The sequence below is a fragment of the Streptomyces sp. NPDC027663 genome (assembly GCF_055566415.1).
On the sequence record NZ_JBVHSK010000019.1, the window covers coordinates 91,921 to 107,481 of the forward strand.

The following is a 15,561-nucleotide window of genomic DNA, read 5'->3' on the forward strand; positions in this document are numbered from 1 at the left end:
CATGCCCGCAACACCGTCCTGCGCCTCCTGCTCCTGCTCCTGCACGAGCACCGCCTTGCCGACCTCATCACGGCGCGGCGTCAACTGATCTGCGCTCGGCACGGACCGGGCGGTCGCAACTCGATCCGGGCGGCGGTCCACGGGCCGCCGACCACCTGGTGCCCACCGGAGGTGGTACATCCCCACAGGGCCGAGGATCGCCGCATGGGCCGGGCAGCCGCGGCCGGACGCAGGCCCAGGCGACCGTGCCGGCGACCTGGGACTCCCCCACGAGGAGGACCGCAGGCAGAAGCGACAAGGCGTGCGTTGATCGCCGCGTCCGCGGCGCCGAACGGGTCCAGGGCTGACCAGGACCCCAGCACCTGGCTGCCGCCCGCGGCCCGGCAACCGTTGCTGGGCGGTGTCCGGCCGATCGCGTAAGCGGGGTGTGCCGCCTGCCGTTTCAGCCCGGTGGCATCCGTCAAGCGGGTCAGCGGACCGTGCCATCTCCCAGTTTCCTGGCCCAGTCCCACAATTCGGGTTCCAGGAGTTCGGCCGCGAGTTCGGAACCAGCGCCCGGGCGCCCGAGGTATCGGGCCATGGCCTCACCAGCGGCCTCCACGGTGCGGCCGATGGCCAGGGCTTTCTGTTCAGGACCGAAGGAATGGCCGTGCGCCGCGAAGATGGCTGTTTCCGCAACGGTCCAGCAGGCTTCGGTGTCGACCAGCAGGCCGTCGCAGTCGAAGACCACGGCCTCGGTGCCGGTGGGGAGCGAGCACATGCAGGTGTCCTTTCACTTCGGGTGATGCGCGGGTTGCCCGTTTCGGCTGCTGCCGGTGGCCTTGCGGTGGCGTCGACCGGTGCCTCACTGTCCGAGCGCGAGCCGGATGCCGAAGGCGGCGATGACCGTGCCGGTGATGCGGTCCAGGTAGCGGCGGGCCGAGGGCCGCTGCAGGCGGTCTCGGAGCGCATGCGCGAAGGCGATCAGCGCGCACGCCTAGACGACGGCCAGGAGGATGTGTACGCCGGCCAGGAGCACACCTGGAGCGAGGTGCGAGGCGCCGGCGGGAATGAACTGCGGGAGCACCGCAACATAGAAGGCGCCCATCTTCGGGTTGAGGAGATTGGTCACGATCCCTTGCCGCCAGCCGCCGAGCAGAGTGTCGCCGGCGCCTGTCCCGGCCTTGGTCTCGGCCCCGGTCGTGCCCCCGGTCCCCGCCGTCCGCGGGCTCTCGCCCGACGAGTGGCGCCAGGTGGCCCACAGCAGCCTGCCGCCCATCCACACCAGGTACGCCGCTCCGGCCCAGCGAAGAGTCTCGTATGCGAGATGAGACGCGGTCAGCAGCGCGGTCACACCGAGCGAGGTGAGCACGCCCCAGACCAGCGTGCCGCTCTGGATGCCGAGGACCACGCCCCAGACGCGGCGGCGGTGCCCGAGCGCCGCGGTGCGCAGGATGAGTGCGGTATCCAGTCCCGGAGTGAGCGTCAGGAGTCCCACTATCAGGGCAAAAGTCCCTATTGCGCCTAGGGTGATCATGAGCGATCACCCTAGGCCGGGAACCGCAGAGCGTCTACACTCCTGCCCGAAATCGGGCAGGAATGGCACTGTTCACCTTTGTTTGCGCGTCACATCTCAGGAGACGTGTCCGGGACACGCCTCGAGCGATGGGTCAGCCGGTCAGCTTGGACTCATCTGGGACGAGGGCGTCCATGGACTGCCGAACGGATCGCTCACGGATCCACAGCCGGATCGCGGTGACAGTGACCGTGCCGTGACAGACGAATGCTCTCTTGTCGTACCTGGCCGGCGCCGAGTCACGTGCCGGGCTGCCAGTGCCGGGAAGAGTGCGGCGCCGCGGGGCCGTCCGTCGACGGCCTGGGCGCGTTGTCGGTCGCCCTTGACGAGGGCGTCCACCACGGCTCGGGCCGCGCGTTCTACCGTCCAGTAGGCGGGCTCCGCGCCCCTCGGGCTGCTGGACGACGGGCCGGCACCGCCCATCAACCCTCCGCGGTCACCAGGTCGTGTCGTCCCGCCCACAGCAAGCACGAGGTCAGCGGAGGACGGGTAGCGCTCGCAGACGTCCTGGAGCGCGCGGTTGACCGCCGACTGGTCGCGTCGTTGCGCAGCCAGCACAGCCACCGCGACACGGAGCGCGTAGCGAACTCGACCGGCGGCCCGATCAGGCGTGGAGACTTGAAGATGTTCGTGGCAACGCCCGTTGACTTGCTCGTTGATGCTGACGGCCTGCCCAACTCTCCGCCCCCTCACAGCGTTCGGGTCGGCGGGCAACCCATCAGGCTGCAAGGACAACCAGTGCAGACGCGTGTCGAAGTAGCCGGTCAGGCTGCCCATCACCTCCAGAGGCGGAAACGCTACCTGCATCGCACGCGGCCGAGGCCTGGACCTGCCGACCGGACCTGTTGCAGCTCACGCGCTTCGCGCGGGTGGAGGTTCGGCTCACCTCCGCTCGCGCGGAGAACTCCCCGACTCCTGGACGCGCTGGCTCTCCGTGAGGGCCTTGATACCTGCACGGTCTGTGTCTTCCGGTACCGCGTCGAGGCGGTGGATCAATACCCAGCGTCCGTCGTCCGTCGCTCCGGCGAAGAGCGAGGCGTGGCGTGTGGCCCCGTTGTGCCGACGTAAGGGTCCGGATGTCTGCCAACTCGGCACGGGATCGCCCAGTCGACGCTCGATCAGAAGCCGTACCACCAAGTCGGCTGCCGCGCGCGGAGTGGCCCACAAACCTCCCGCCGGGAGGATCGCGCCATCCATCGTCCACGGTCTGCGGGGCCGGCCGAGGAGCCCTGGGGCCAGCAGGCGCTGGGCGGGATCGGGGCTCGCGGTTGTCTCCGTGATGTCGAGCGGCTGCCGGACGTACCTGGTTACCAACTCCTCGTACGTTGTCCCGGAAGCAGCGGTCAGAGCCGCGCCGAGCACTGCGTAGCCGAAGTTGGAGTACTCCTCCACTTGGCCGGGGAGCCGCGCAGAAGCGTCTCTCACAGCGTCTTGTCCGTTGGCAGGGCGGGGACATGGTGAGTCTTTTCTGGATCACCCCTCGACTGACGCGCAACCCTCCGTCAACCGCTCACCAAATGACGCTTCGGTACCTTCCTGCCCTGCGCTCAGGCCGCTACTCCACTGATGCGCCGGACGCCACGCCACTCGATGAACCGCTCGTCGTCCAAGATGACGTCGGGATCGCGGACGCCCGCGTGCTCCAGGAACACCATCAGGTCGCTGTAAGCGGTGCCGAGGATCTCATCATGACCGTGGGAATGCACCGTAACCCTCCGCCCGCCCATAGGGGAGGACGGACGCACGACGAACAGAGCGCTGCTCACACATCCAGCGTGCCCCTGGCCAGCCCGCCCAGCGACCCCGTCAAGAGCTTCGGGTGTTCACTGCGGTGGCGGCTGTGCTTCTCGCCGCTCTGCTCGCCGTCCAGTGCTGGATTCCTCAAAATACACGTATCGGCGGCGTAGGACGCGGGTTGAAGGGGCGAGTCCTCCCCATACCCAGGGCCGGGCTCGTGTATTGAGCTGGGCTGTTGCCAGGCGGGTGGATTGGTCGATCTCGGGCGGTCCGGCGAAGGACCGGCCGGCGAGGGCAGCCTTGCGGAAGATGCACGTGTTCTCGCTGTGATGATGAGGAAGCCAGGCCACGGACGGCAGGAAGGGACCCCGTGAACGAGGTACAGGAGGGACTCTGCTTCACGGGTCCTGCCATGGTGACGGTATTCGTCGTCGGTGCGGGCAACGATCCCCTGCCGCCTGAGGCGTTCCACCTCGTCGGACTCAGACCCGACGAGGTGTACCCGTTCATGTTGGAATCGCAGCCGTCGGCGATCTTGCCGTTCGGCCTCATGTCGTACGACCTCACCTTCCGCGACACGTCGCTCGCCCTGCCCGTTTACACGCGTGAGACCCTGCGCCGACTGTGCGCGGACGGCCGGGCCGTGGCCTGGGCAGGCTTCGAGGGGTCGTTCCACTACGACCACTTTCTCACCGACGACATCGCATCCTCGGTCTACGGATACTGCGTGAGCGGCGCCGAACCCGTGGTCGCCTGGGACTTCGCCACCTTGCGCAGCGCGGCCTGGAGAAAGCGGGTAGCCGAAACGCGCGCGGCTCTGGAAGAACTGTTGCGTCGGCCTTGAGCCATCCAGAGCCACGAGATCCCAGATCGTGACGACCACGGTTCGACGGCACGTGCTCAGCCTCCGCAAAAGCCGCTCGACCCCCTACCGACACCGACCTCGCCGACCTTATCGACGAGCTCAACCACTCACAGCACCGAGTTCGCGATCGGCTGGGATCCACACGATGTCGAGTACTCCCGCTCCGGCCGACAGCGCTTCCATCACCCCGACGTCGGCGACCTCGCCCTCGACTACGACGCCCTCGAAGTCCCCGCCGACCCCGGCCTGACCATCGTCCCCTGCACCGCCGCTCCCACCTCCCTTCACGCCACAGCTCTTGCCCGCCTTGCCAGCGGTCTCTCCGCCGACGAGGACGTACAGAGCCAAGAGACTCCAAGACGGTCGGCGGCCGCCGGAGACGTTCGTCGACGCCGTCACGAACGCTCTGCGCCTTGCTACAAGCGCTGGGCCGACCCTTGAGGGAAGTGCCTCGCGTGAGGGACGGACGTCGCCTTGTCGTGCGCGCAGCCGATCCAGTCGCAGGAGCGCGTCCAACTTCGTGCGCGAATTCCGCAGGCGCCGAATACTCACCTTCACCAGTAGGTGCGCGAGAGCACCGAGGCGATCGTCGGCGCGGTCACCGGCACACTCGCCCCCCGCGCGCACCCTGCTGCTCGGCAGGTTCGACGACCGTGGCCGTCTTCAGTACGTCGGCCGCACCACGACTCTCGCCCAGACAGCGATCAGCACAGTCGCCGGGCTACTCGCCCCGTCGCGGCGCGGTCATCCATGGACGGGCTGGTCGTTCTCCGCCGGGTGGGGCAGCCCGGGAGACGCTGAACGCTGCGCTGGTGGAACCGGAGCCGGTGGTGGAAGTCGGCGTCGACGTCAGCCGCGATGCCACCGACCGGTGGCGCCACCCCGCACGCCTGCACCGTGCCCGCCCCGACCTCTCCCCCGCCGACGTCCCCCGCCTGACGTTGCCGCCACGCTGACGGCGGCACGGGCGGGGCGGCTCCGCGGAGCCCCGGGACCGCAGGTGTCTCAGGGTCTCCCGCTCGCCTCGTTCGGCCGGTGCTGACCGCCGCGAAGGTCAGGCCACGGACAAGACGATCTTCCCGGTGGTGCGTCCCTGCTCACCGATCTCGTGTGCCTTCGCGGCCTCGGCCAGCGGCAGGACGGTCTCGACCACCGGCTTCAGCGCGCCCCGTTCCGCCAGGGCGGCGATCTCGCGCAGACCGAGGTGGTCGGGCTCGACCAGCATCCACACCGCCCGTACATGATCGGGGACGGCAGCCGGGACGTCGTCGGGGCCGGGCAGGGTGACCAGCCGCCCGCCTGCCCGCAGCACCTTGAGGGACCGCTCGGCAATCTGACCGCCGAGCCCGTCCAGCACCACATCAACGTCCCCGACGACGTCCTCGAAGCGGACCGTGCGGTAGTCGATCACCTCGTCCGCGCCCAGTTCCCGCAGCAGGTCGTGCTTACCGGCGCTGGCGGTGCCGATGACGTAGGCGCCGCGAGCCTTGGCGATCTGCACGGCGAGGTGGCCCACCCCGCCGGCCGCCGCGTGCACCAGCACCCGTTCACCGGCGCGCACGTCGGCGGTGTCCACCAGGGCCTGCCAGGCGGTCAGCCCGGCCAGCGGCAGCGCCGCTGCCTGGACGTGCGTGAGGTTCGCCGGCTTGGGCGCGAGGTGGCGTGCCGGGGCGACGACGTATTCGGCGTACGCGCCGGCCTGCCGCGGGAACAACGGCATGCCGTAGACCTCGTCCCCGCGACGGAACATCCCCACGCCCGGTCCGACGGCCTCGACGGTGCCGGACGCGTCCCAGCCGACCGCCGGCACCTCGCCCCACTCGATCAGGGCCCCACTGGCCCGGGTCTTGAAGTCCACCGGGTTCACTCCGGCCGCGTGGACCCGGACCAGGACTTCGTTCAGTCCGGGCTCGGGACGGGCCACCTCACGCTCGACGAGGGTTTCGGGTCCGCCCCACTGCTCCACGACCACCGCGCGCATGCTGTCCGCCTCACTCTTTCCGTCTCGATCGGATGTGCCGCCCGGGCGCTTCCCGGTGCGACGCAGTCCACGATCCGATATCCGCACCCTCCATGGTGTTGGCCGTTTGGCCACTATGTGACAGGATCTGGCCATGAGCAGGACGCAGTGGCCAGACACCGACACCCACCCCCGCCGGGTCGACGATGCGCCCAAACCGCATCGCATCGCAGTCCTCGCCCTGCCCGGCGTCCCGCCCTTCGAGCTCGGCATCCCTTCCCGGGTCTTCGGCAGCGTCACGGACGCGGGCGGACGCCCGCTGTACCAGGTCACCGTCTGTACCGCCGACGGCGCCCCCGTCCTCAGCGACGCCGGGTTCACCGTGCAACCCGCAGCCGGTCCGGAAGCCCTGGCCGCCGCCGACACCGTGATCGTCCCGCCCACCCACGCCATGCCCGAGCTGGGCCGCGGCGGTCCGCTGCCGCCCGCGGTATCCGCGGCCATCGCCCGGATCCCGCCCGGCACCCGCCTGGTCTCCATATGCACCGGCTCCTACGTGCTGGCCGCAGCCGGACTCCTCGACGGCCGGCCCGCCACCACCCACTGGAACCTTGCCCCCGAGTTCCGTCGCGCCTACCCCCGCGTCAAGGTCGACGAGGAGGTCCTCTTCGTCGACGACGGCGACGTCCTGACCTCCGCGGGCGTCGCCGCCGGCGTCGACCTGTGCCTGCACATGATCCGCCGTGACCATGGCGCCGCCGCCGCCAACCGCGCCGCCCGCATGTGCGTCGTACCGCCCTGGCGGGACGGCGGGCAGGCACAGTACATCGACCGCCCGGTCCCCGAACCCACCGTCGCCACCACCACCGCCACCCGCGCCTGGGTCCTGGAACACCTTGGCGAACCCCTCTCCCTGAACCGCCTTGCCGAACACGCCCGGATGAGCCTGCGTTCCTTCACCCGCCGCTTCCGCGACGAGGTCGGTATGACCCCGGTGCAGTGGCTCACCGCGCAACGCCTCGAACTGGCCAAACAGTTGCTGGAGACCACCGACCTGTCGATCGACCTGGTCGCCCACCGCTCCGGCTTCGGCTCCGCGAACTCCCTGCGCGCCCACATGAGAGCGGCCTTCGGTGTCTCACCCGCCGCCTACCGCCGCACCTTCAGCCCCCGCGACCCCGTGGAAGCCGAGGCCTGACAGCAGGCAGACGGACCACCCGCAGGCACGGCCCGAGCCGACAGGGCGTGCCGTCCGCTCGCCCCTCACCTTGCCTTCCACCTCGGCCAAAGACACGGCGCGGGCCCCGTCGGCAAGGTCCTGCGCCGCCCCCGGCGGTCTCCAGTTCCCCACCCCTCGCACGCCGCCCTCAGCACGCCACATACCGCGTCGGCCGTCACCGTGCCCTGGGCGGGACACGGCTGGCCCGTCTCCGGCGCCGGGACCGAGGCCACATCGCACGGCCCAGCCGATCTCGGCGAGACAGCGCGGCGCGCCTGGATTCTGCCGTCAATCGTCACGCCCACACCAGCAGGGCTGCGCGGGTGACGGCTGCTTGGTAGGACTCGGTGGTTTGTCGTACTGGGTGGCGATGCCGCGCCCCTGCTCAGATACGGATCACGTCACACCTCGATGTATGCCACGACCACCCCAGTGTGCAGGGGTGGCGAAGTACAGGACGTGCACATGCTCGACTTCGTCGGTGTACCGGCGGAGCCGGGGACCGGAGGCGGTGCCGGGGATCCGCTCGCCGAAGTCGGGATCGACGGAGATGACGACCAGGGCGCGGTCCAGGGCATGTCTCACCAAGGCATCGCCGGACGCTGCCGGGCCGGGACCGCTTCAGCGAGTCATGCCCCGACGTCAGAGTCCGGGTACGGGGACGGACACCGCCGGTCCGGCCCCGCATCTGACTACGCGGCCTCCTCACCCAGTTCCACCCCTCGCTGGAACGCGTCCTCGGCCCCGTCTGGACCACCAGGCCGTGACCTGGCTGCTGGAACGCTACGGATCCCCTGCAGCGCTGCGAAAGGCAGGTCGTCGCAGGCTCGTTGAGGTGATCCGGCCCAAAGCCCCGCGCATGGCCCAGCGGCTGATCGACGAGGTATTCGACGCGCTCGACGAGCAGACCGTCGTCGTTCCGGGCACCGGCACGCTCGACATCGTGACCCCGTCTCTGGCCCGCTCGCTCGCCGCCGTTCACGAACAGCGCCGGGCCCTGGAAGCCCAGATCGAGGCCCTGCTGGAGGAGCACCCTCTTTCTAAGGTCCTGACCTCGATTCCGCCTCCCGTATCTACTACGACAAATGCCGGGCCCGCGGGAAGACCCACACCCAGGCTCTTCTCCGCCTGGCCCGCCACCGCATCAGCGTGCTGTTCGCGATGCTCCGCGACGGCACCTTCTACGAAGCCAGAACCCCACGCCTCGCTTGACGAAAGACATAGAGGCACCCCCCGGCGCCGGCCACCTGCGCACGGCACCAGCGATTCCACGACCTGAGAAGAGTGGCGATAGGCGAAGCAGCGCACCCGTCGCCTTGCGCCTTCCGGCAGCTCTGCGACCGCCGGCCGCGAGGCGGTCAACCATGTGCTGCAGTGTCAGGCTGTGTTCGGCCTCGGTGATCGGTCCGCAGCCTCGTCAGGGCTCTTGGCGAAAGTCGTGGGGGGAGAGGATCGAGCCGCCGCCGACATGTGGCAGCACCCGCCGGGCATGTTGCTTCTCGGGCTCTACCTTCGGCCCGCAACGATCCGTCCACACGGCCGAACGGGAGATACGACGTGATCCTCGACAGTGAACCGGCAGCCTCTGCGCTTGTCACGACGTCTGACGCGGCAGCACGCAAGCAACGGCTGCGCCGCCGTCTGGAGCGGCTGATCGGCGTGGCCGCCACCGAAGGCAACGATCTCTTGCCCCTGCGTAACGGCGACGAGATCTTCCCCGCGATGCTCAGGGCGATCCGGTCGGCCCGGTACACGATCGACATGATGACCTTCGTGTACTGGCGTGGTCAGGTCGCCCGGGACTTCGCCGTCGCTCTCGCTGATCGCGCCCGGGCGGGAGTGCGCGTCCGTCTGCTGCTGGACGGCTTCGGCGCCAAGGAGATCGAGCAGCGATTGCTGGATCTCATGGATGCGGCCGGTGTGCAGGTGGCCTGGTTCCGAAAGCCCGCCTGGCTGTCGCCGTTCAAGCAGAACCACCGTTGCCACCGCAAGGCTCTCATCGTCGATGAGCAGGCGGCCTTCACCGGTGGCGTCGGTATCGCGGAGGAATGGTGTGGTGACGCCCGCAACCCGGCGGAGTGGCGAGACACCCACGTTCAGGTACGCGGACCAGCCGTGGACGGCATCGCGGCCGCTTTCGCGCAGAACTGGGCCGAGTGCCACGACCAGCTCTACGACGATCGCGACCGCTTCATCGAGCACTCACAGGCCGGCTCGTCGGTGGTCCAGGTCGTACGCGGCTCGGCCAGCATCGGCTGGCAGGACATGCAGACACTCATCCGCGTCATGCTCACCTCGGCCGAGGAGCGCTTCCGCCTCGCCACCGCCTACTTCGCCCCCGACACCTACTTCATCGACCTGCTGTGCCAGACCGCCCGCCGAGGGGTGCGTGTGGAGATCTTGCTTCCCGGCCCGCACACCGACCAGCGCGCCTGCCAGCACTACTACACACGTCTACTGCAAGCAGGCGTGCATGTCCGCCAGTACCAGCCGACCATGATGCACGCCAAGATCATCACCGTTGACTCGGTCGCTGCCCTGATCGGATCCACCAATTTCAACCGCCGGTCCATGGACCATGACGAGGAAGTCATGCTCGCCGTCCTGGACGAGACGTTCACCGCCGAACTCGACCGAGACTACGACGCGGACCTGCAGCGCAGCGTCGACATCGACCTCACCCGATGGAGACGGCGGGCCATACTCCAGCGGGCCAAAGAAGCCGCCGTCACTCCGATCCGACACTTCCTGTGACGCGACATCTGCCGGATCAGCCCGCGGATGCCCTTCGGCGCGCCGCTCAATCGGGCTCTCCACGAGGGGATGTCCGTCCCGCGGCCGACACGCGCTCCTGACAGGCCGGGCGGACGTGATCCCACGGGGCCCGACGGCATGCCGAGCACCTCGACCAGTGGGCAGGCACAGCCTTGTCGAGCCCTTCCGCGACCTCGTCAAAGCCATGGAGAGAGGCCACTCGACCTGCGCCACCGCCGGCCCGGGACCTCCCCCAGTGGCCCCTACCTGCACGAACGAACCGCCGGCCGCGTCGGCAGCCTCGCCCGCCTCATCCGCCAGGCCGCCATCACCGCCGTCATCGACGGCACCGAACGCATCACCAAATCCACCCTCCAAGCAGTCCGCCTCGACCACCTCGCCGAACAGCACTACCGACCCCACACCCGTCCCCGAACCGCACGACCGGCCCCCGCGGACTTTCCCGGCTGGGGTCGGGTCCGCGCCTTCTTCCGCCGCTGGCGCGAGCGCGGGCTGATCACAGACTTCCACGACCGGCTGCGCGGGAAGTCCGTGAACGGGAGGGCCGCGAGGCAGGGCCCACGGCGGGGGCATCGACGCGCAGTCGGTGCGGGCCGCCGCGACGGTGCCGGCAGCCTCACGCGGTTACGACGGCGGCAAGAAGGTGCCGGGCCGCAACCGGCACATCGTGACCGACACCCTCTTGCGTCAGTGGCCGCATCATCGATGTCACCGTCGGCCTCGCGGCGTCGTCGGCCGTGTTGTCAGTGGCCTGCGGCATGATGCGGGGCACGTGACGGCCTGCCCGACAGGGGCTTTGAGGCCGTCCTCGACGAGGGGAGTGCTGTGCGCAGGCCGGTCGCAGGCGAGGTGCGTGTTCACGATCGTCAGATCTACGTCGAGAGCGATCCGGACAGCGCCAGACCTGACCTCGCCAAGGCGCTCGCGTACCAGATCGGGGGGTTGTGCGGGGCTGCGGTCCCAGGTGTGATCGTCCTGTCCACCGGGCTGTACGCGGGCCACGTCGGCTTTGTCGTGGAAGTCCACGACGCAGCCCCTGTGCTGGACCCGGTCTGGGATGACGTGATGGAGGTGTCCTTCCGCCCCGAGTCGGAACGCACGAGTTTGGTGCAGGGGGACGGCGAGGCCGCGTGGGACCTGGGTCTCGCCCGAACCGACTACCGGGTCCGGTACTGCGCCCGGGGGATGGACGAGGGACGGGAACTCTCCACCAGAGTGGCCGGGAAGTCCCGGGCGGACAGCTACCTCCTGCAGTTCTGGCCTGCCCCACCCCGCCCGGACGAGGTGATCCGCCACACCTCGCGGATGGCCGGGGACCTGCACCGGAACGCGCGCCGGACGGCGCGTACGCCCGAGCAGCTCGCCGAGGCCGAACGCCTGACTCGCCAGGTGTTCCAACGGGCCGCCGAGGAGCGGGCCGAACAAGCCGCCGAGGGGCGCCGCCTGCACCACGAGGAGTGGGAGTGGGGCGGGCGGCTGCCGAGCGAGAGGCTGCGCGGTGCCCGCGAGAGCAACGTCCTCGGTCTGCTCCGCTTCGACAGCGACCTGGTGCACGCCCTCGATGTCGTGGGTCCCGAGGTCCAGCGTGCAGTGGCATTGCTGGCCGCGCGGCGGGCCTGCGAGGCTGCGGGCCTGACCGATGTGCCGTGGGTCGCCCAGGCGCTCTCGGAGTCGGCAGAGGGACGCCCTCTGCCGCCGCCGTTCGACGACCCGGCCCGGATGTGGGAGGCCCTGCGCTCCGACCCTCGTGTACCGGACAGGACGGTGCTCGAAGCGATACCTCCGGAGTGGCCGCCGTACGTCCCGCCGCCGTTCGCGGACACAGGGCGCAAGGTCGTCGTGGTGCCCCTTGCCGTTACGCCGCGCACCCCGGGCCGGATCTCACAGCCGCACTTCGCTCTTCCCGCCGTGCTCGCCGTCGCAAAGCCCGCCCCGCTCATAGCAGCACTGGACGCGGTGTGGCATGCGCTGAACACGTACGGCGAGCACTACCCCGAGCTGCTGGACGAGATCCGGTCGGTGTGCGCCGAGCGGGCAATGAGCATTGCCGCCGCACTCCGTATCCGTACCACCCCGCCGCGGCTGATCGACGTCACCGCGGTCGCCCCGCAACTGGCCCCGCTGGCACGCACGGCGACCCGGCTGCATCCCCGCCCCGGGTCGCCTACGCCGTACGACAGCTCCGTCGGCGGGCCGCTGCTGTGGCCCGCCGACGAGCCGTGGCCGCACTGCGAGGGGCCGCACGAGTGGGATGGGTGGAACGAGATCCTCTCGCCCGAGGACGTGCGGCAGCGGCGACGCATCCGGGCAGCGGTGGCGAACCGGCCGGGCGGCGATCCCCCGGGGACCCGGTACACGCCCGAGGAGCTGGCGATCGAGGAGCGGATCAAGGCCGGCCGCCCGTGGCCCGAGGGCCCGATCGCCATGCTACCCGTGGCCCAGTTGTACGTACGCGACGTCCCCTTGCTGCGCCCGCCCAAGCAGGCCGAGGCAGATCTGCTCCAAGTGCTGTGGTGCCCCTTCGACCACCCCGCGCAGCCCGAGACCGCGCTGTTCTGGCGGTCCGCCGCCACAGTCTCCGACATCCTCGACACACCCCCCGAGCCGCCCGCGATCCAGTTCCCCGGCTACCTGCCGGAGCCGTGCCTGCTCGCGCCGGAGCAGATCACCGAATACCCCCACATCATGGAACTGGGCAAGGAGCTCCAGCGGCAGCTGGAGGACTGGCGCAGGTGGCAGGCGGCCGGCGCCGCTCTGGACAGCTTTGACAACACGCCGTACCCGCTGGACTGCTCTGACACGCCCTACTCGAAGGATTTCTACAACGAGCTCTACACGGGCAGGATGTCCGTCGCTCCCGGCTGGAAGGTCGGTGGATGGACCCGTTGGGGCCTCACCGATCCCCTACCCCGGCTCTGCCCCTCATGCGGCACCGAGATGGATCCGCTGCTGACCATCGCCTCGGGCGAATGGAACTCCAACTATCCCGACTGGATTCCCGACGAGGACCGAGCCCGCTCTCTGTCATCCACCACCCATCCCGAACCGCACAACCCGACCATGCTCGACCTCGCCCGAGGCTACGATCTGCAGCTGCACGTCTGCCCGGTATCCCCGGACCATCCGCACATCGAGCTGATCCAGTGAGCCGTTCCCCAGTCAGCGGCTGCGCCGCCGTCTGCCGGACTTCGGCGGCGGCCGCCAGCTCCAGTTCCAGCAGGTGATGCTCCGGCGTCGGCGATCTCCAGCCGACCCGCCAGGTACTCCGTGACCTCCACCGGTACCTCGCACGGGTCCAGTAGGAACCGCGCGAGGTGAATGCCCGTCAGTTCAGGCGTCCGCCGCTGGCCGCGGAGGTCGACGAACGCGGACGCACCGCGGTCGTGATCGACGAGTCGCACCTGCTGGACCACCGGGAGTTGACGAGGACGATGACCACCAGGCCGCCCACCATGAACACGCTCGGGTTGCGACCCCTTCAGGGGCGATGAGGACGAGCTGCGGAGATGTCCGGCATCTGGCGCCCCGTGCACTGCTCGTCATCGCTGTTCATGCCGTCCGGCCTTCCAGGCCCACCGACAACAGTGCCGCTGGCGACGGCGGGCCCGAGTACCCCACCGGGCGGAATCCAACGGTCCTACGGGCCAGAGATTGTCCCGGGCGAGCAGCACATCGTCTGGCGCCGGGTCAGCACACGGACATCCTCGGTATCCGTGGTGAAGCACCCACTAAGGGCTGTCCCGCAAAAGATCTTCGGGAGTCAGCGGAGCGCTACCCCATGACCTCGCGGACCGCGTCGAGGAACGCCGACCGGTTGTCCTCCAGGTAGTCCCGCACGCTCTCACCGTCGGGTAAGCCGTGCCACACGGTCCTGTTGAGATCGAGGAAGTGCGCGTGTGCGGCGTCATGCACGGGCTGGGGGAATTGAATGCGGAGGAGCCGATCCGCGACCCACAACCTGTACATGACGTCCCGGGTCGTGAGGTACCAGTCATCGGTGTCCTCCCACTCGGACGGCCGGGTGTAGGCGCATCGTTCCGCCTCTGCCGATACCTCGATGAACCGCTCCAGCAGCGCCAGCCGTTCCGCGCGTCGGGTCTCCGACAACGCGATCCGCTGCCGTTGCTGTTCGGCGCGTTCCGCTGATTGCTGAGTCCTGTGCTGAACGAGGTAGGACAACACGCCGCCGAGGACAACGCCGCCCAACGATATGAGTGACACCCAGACCTGACCTGCCATGACGATCATCGTTCCACAGCATCGGTCTTTGAGACGATCTCGCTGTGGCTGGTGTGAACACGGCGTCCGAGCCGTCCTGGATAGCCCCGTTCACCGGGCTGAGCCCGCGTCAGTTCGGCAAGCTGCTCGCCGCGCTACGGCGAGAGGGCGCGGATCCGGTCCGCAAGGGCCGGCCGTGGAGCCTGCCGCTGGAGGACCGGGTGTTGTTGGTGGCTGCGTACTGGCGGACGAATCTAACCTTGCGGCAGCTCGCTCCGCTGTTCGGCATCTCCAAGTCCGCAGCCGACCGCATCATCGACCACCTCGGCCCGTCGCTCGCGCTCCGGCCGCGCAGGTGGTTCCGCAAGGACACCGTCTGATCGTGGATGGAACCCTGGTGCCCACCCGCGACCACACGATCGCTGAGCAGTCGAAAATCTACCGGTACTCGACCAACCACCAAGTCGTCGTCGATGCCGACACCCGACTCGTGGTCGCTGTCGGTCGGCCACTGCCCGGCAACCGCAACGACTGCAAGGCATGGGAGCTGTCCGGCGCGAAGGCCGTCGTCGGCAAGGCCACGGTCATCGCGGACGGCGGCTACCGGGGCACCGGCCTGGTCATCCCGCACCGCCGGGAGCGCGGCCAGGCCGAACTCCCGACATGGAAAGAGGAACACAACGCCTCCCACCGCAAGGTCCGCGTCCGCGTCGAGCACGTCTTCGCCCGCAGGAAGGGATGGGAAGAGCCTCCGCGACTGCCGCCTGAAAGGCGACGGCGTCCACCACGCCATGCTCGGCATCGCCCGCCTGCACAACCTGACCCTCGCCGGGTAACGGAGAAACGAGCTGTTCAGTCAGCACGCCGTGGAACATTTACGGGACAGCCCTTTAGGGCCTTAACCAGCCCTGCGTGAGACCTCTTGCCAATGATGACAAACTTTACAGAGAGGACCATTATGTATGACGAAGGGCGCAGTGCGCGCAATGCGCCGAGTGGAGCATGATTCTTTACGGCACCGCCCAGCAGAACCTGGCGGCATTCGCCGAACCCGCGGCCCGGCGGCTGACGGCCGAGTGCGCCGGGAAGAACGTGATCAACGCGACGAGTATCCGCAGACCGCAGAACTCGACACCCGGTGTGCGCATCCCTCACCGGGATGACGAGGCCGGCGGTGGCTTCGCCCACGGCGCGGAGACCAAGAACACCCACCCTGGCCGCCACTGACCGCA

The 15,561-nt window shown here is 69.1% G+C and carries 16 protein-coding genes and 2 pseudogenes; 11 read left to right on the forward strand and 7 right to left on the reverse strand.

The features are described from left to right. Positions 1-469: 469 nt before the first annotated feature. The 4 genes from ACZ4SF_RS33880 to ACZ4SF_RS33895 form a co-directional block, all read right to left on the reverse strand. Entirely contained in the window at positions 470-760 is a 291-nt protein-coding gene (locus ACZ4SF_RS33880) for a hypothetical protein (RefSeq protein WP_468392181.1), read from the reverse strand. 216 nt (positions 761-976) lie between these two features. After that, the gene (locus ACZ4SF_RS33885) at positions 977-1,477 is read right to left on the reverse strand and encodes a LysE family translocator (RefSeq protein ID WP_468392183.1); all 501 of its coding nucleotides are present in this window, start codon (positions 1,475-1,477) and stop codon (positions 977-979) included. Positions 1,478-2,437: 960 nt separating this feature from the next. Continuing rightward, positions 2,438-2,980 (reverse strand): serine hydrolase, encoded by a 543-nt coding sequence (locus tag ACZ4SF_RS33890; RefSeq protein WP_468392185.1) that lies wholly within the window; start codon positions 2,978-2,980, stop codon positions 2,438-2,440. Positions 2,981-3,102: 122 nt separating this feature from the next. Further along, complete coding sequence (locus tag ACZ4SF_RS33895) at positions 3,103-3,321, reverse strand: hypothetical protein (protein ID WP_468392187.1); 219 nt, start codon at positions 3,319-3,321, stop codon at positions 3,103-3,105. Between the two features lie 341 nt (positions 3,322-3,662). Between ACZ4SF_RS33895 and ACZ4SF_RS33900 the strand changes: the two genes are divergently transcribed. The 3 genes from ACZ4SF_RS33900 (at position 3,663) to ACZ4SF_RS33910 (ending at position 5,113) form a co-directional block, all read left to right on the forward strand. Beyond that, on the forward strand, positions 3,663-4,136 hold the full coding sequence (locus tag ACZ4SF_RS33900; RefSeq protein ID WP_468392189.1) for a hypothetical protein: 474 nt from the start codon (positions 3,663-3,665) through the stop codon (positions 4,134-4,136). A 147-nt stretch (positions 4,137-4,283) separates the two neighbouring features. Further along, on the forward strand, positions 4,284-4,598 hold the full coding sequence (locus ACZ4SF_RS33905) for an MmyB family transcriptional regulator (RefSeq protein WP_468392259.1): 315 nt from the start codon (positions 4,284-4,286) through the stop codon (positions 4,596-4,598). A 371-nt stretch (positions 4,599-4,969) separates the two neighbouring features. Further along, on the forward strand, positions 4,970-5,113 hold the full coding sequence (locus tag ACZ4SF_RS33910; RefSeq protein ID WP_468392191.1) for an ATP-dependent DNA ligase: 144 nt from the start codon (positions 4,970-4,972) through the stop codon (positions 5,111-5,113). A gap of 98 nt (positions 5,114-5,211) precedes the next feature. Here ACZ4SF_RS33910 and ACZ4SF_RS33915 read toward each other — a convergent pair whose 3' ends face one another. Next, positions 5,212-6,138, reverse strand: coding sequence for an NADP-dependent oxidoreductase (locus tag ACZ4SF_RS33915; protein ID WP_468392192.1), 927 nt, complete (start codon positions 6,136-6,138; stop codon positions 5,212-5,214). 133 nt (positions 6,139-6,271) lie between these two features. Here ACZ4SF_RS33915 and ACZ4SF_RS33920 point away from each other — a divergent pair, with 133 nt between their 5' ends. Continuing rightward, entirely contained in the window at positions 6,272-7,315 is a 1,044-nt protein-coding gene (locus tag ACZ4SF_RS33920; protein ID WP_468392194.1) for a GlxA family transcriptional regulator, read from the forward strand. 417 nt (positions 7,316-7,732) lie between these two features. Here the strand turns inward: ACZ4SF_RS33920 and ACZ4SF_RS33925 are convergent, their stop codons facing one another. Then, positions 7,733-7,921 carry a hypothetical protein gene (locus tag ACZ4SF_RS33925; protein ID WP_468392270.1) on the reverse strand — a complete coding sequence of 63 codons (189 nt, stop codon included), beginning with the start codon at positions 7,919-7,921 and terminating at the stop codon, positions 7,733-7,735. A 107-nt stretch (positions 7,922-8,028) separates the two neighbouring features. Here ACZ4SF_RS33925 and ACZ4SF_RS33930 point away from each other — a divergent pair. The 5 genes and pseudogenes from ACZ4SF_RS33930 to ACZ4SF_RS33950 all read left to right on the forward strand — a co-directional run. Next, positions 8,029-8,548: pseudogene (locus ACZ4SF_RS33930) on the forward strand (hypothetical protein); the annotation flags it as partial. 345 nt (positions 8,549-8,893) lie between these two features. After that, positions 8,894-10,090: a phospholipase D-like domain-containing protein gene (locus tag ACZ4SF_RS33935; protein ID WP_468392196.1), complete on the forward strand. Its 1,197-nt coding sequence runs from the start codon at positions 8,894-8,896 to the stop codon at positions 10,088-10,090. 625 nt (positions 10,091-10,715) lie between these two features. Continuing rightward, positions 10,716-11,081: a hypothetical protein gene (locus ACZ4SF_RS33940; RefSeq protein WP_468392261.1), complete on the forward strand. Its 366-nt coding sequence runs from the start codon at positions 10,716-10,718 to the stop codon at positions 11,079-11,081. 1,067 nt (positions 11,082-12,148) lie between these two features. Beyond that, positions 12,149-13,258, forward strand: coding sequence for a hypothetical protein (locus ACZ4SF_RS33945; RefSeq protein ID WP_468392262.1), 1,110 nt, complete (start codon positions 12,149-12,151; stop codon positions 13,256-13,258). Positions 13,259-13,425: 167 nt separating this feature from the next. Then, the gene (locus ACZ4SF_RS33950) at positions 13,426-13,602 is read left to right on the forward strand and encodes a hypothetical protein (RefSeq protein ID WP_468392198.1); all 177 of its coding nucleotides are present in this window, start codon (positions 13,426-13,428) and stop codon (positions 13,600-13,602) included. Positions 13,603-13,882: 280 nt separating this feature from the next. Here the strand turns inward: ACZ4SF_RS33950 and ACZ4SF_RS33955 are convergent, their stop codons facing one another. After that, a complete protein-coding gene (locus ACZ4SF_RS33955) occupies positions 13,883-14,359 on the reverse strand; it encodes a hypothetical protein (protein ID WP_468392200.1) in 477 nt (158 codons plus the stop codon). Positions 14,360-14,394: 35 nt separating this feature from the next. Here ACZ4SF_RS33955 and ACZ4SF_RS33960 point away from each other — a divergent pair. Both ACZ4SF_RS33960 and ACZ4SF_RS33965 read left to right on the forward strand, forming a co-directional pair. Continuing rightward, positions 14,395-15,165 (forward strand): annotated as a pseudogene (locus tag ACZ4SF_RS33960) (transposase). A gap of 166 nt (positions 15,166-15,331) precedes the next feature. Then, complete coding sequence (locus ACZ4SF_RS33965) at positions 15,332-15,556, forward strand: hypothetical protein (protein WP_468392202.1); 225 nt, start codon at positions 15,332-15,334, stop codon at positions 15,554-15,556. Positions 15,557-15,561: the final 5 nt, after the last annotated feature.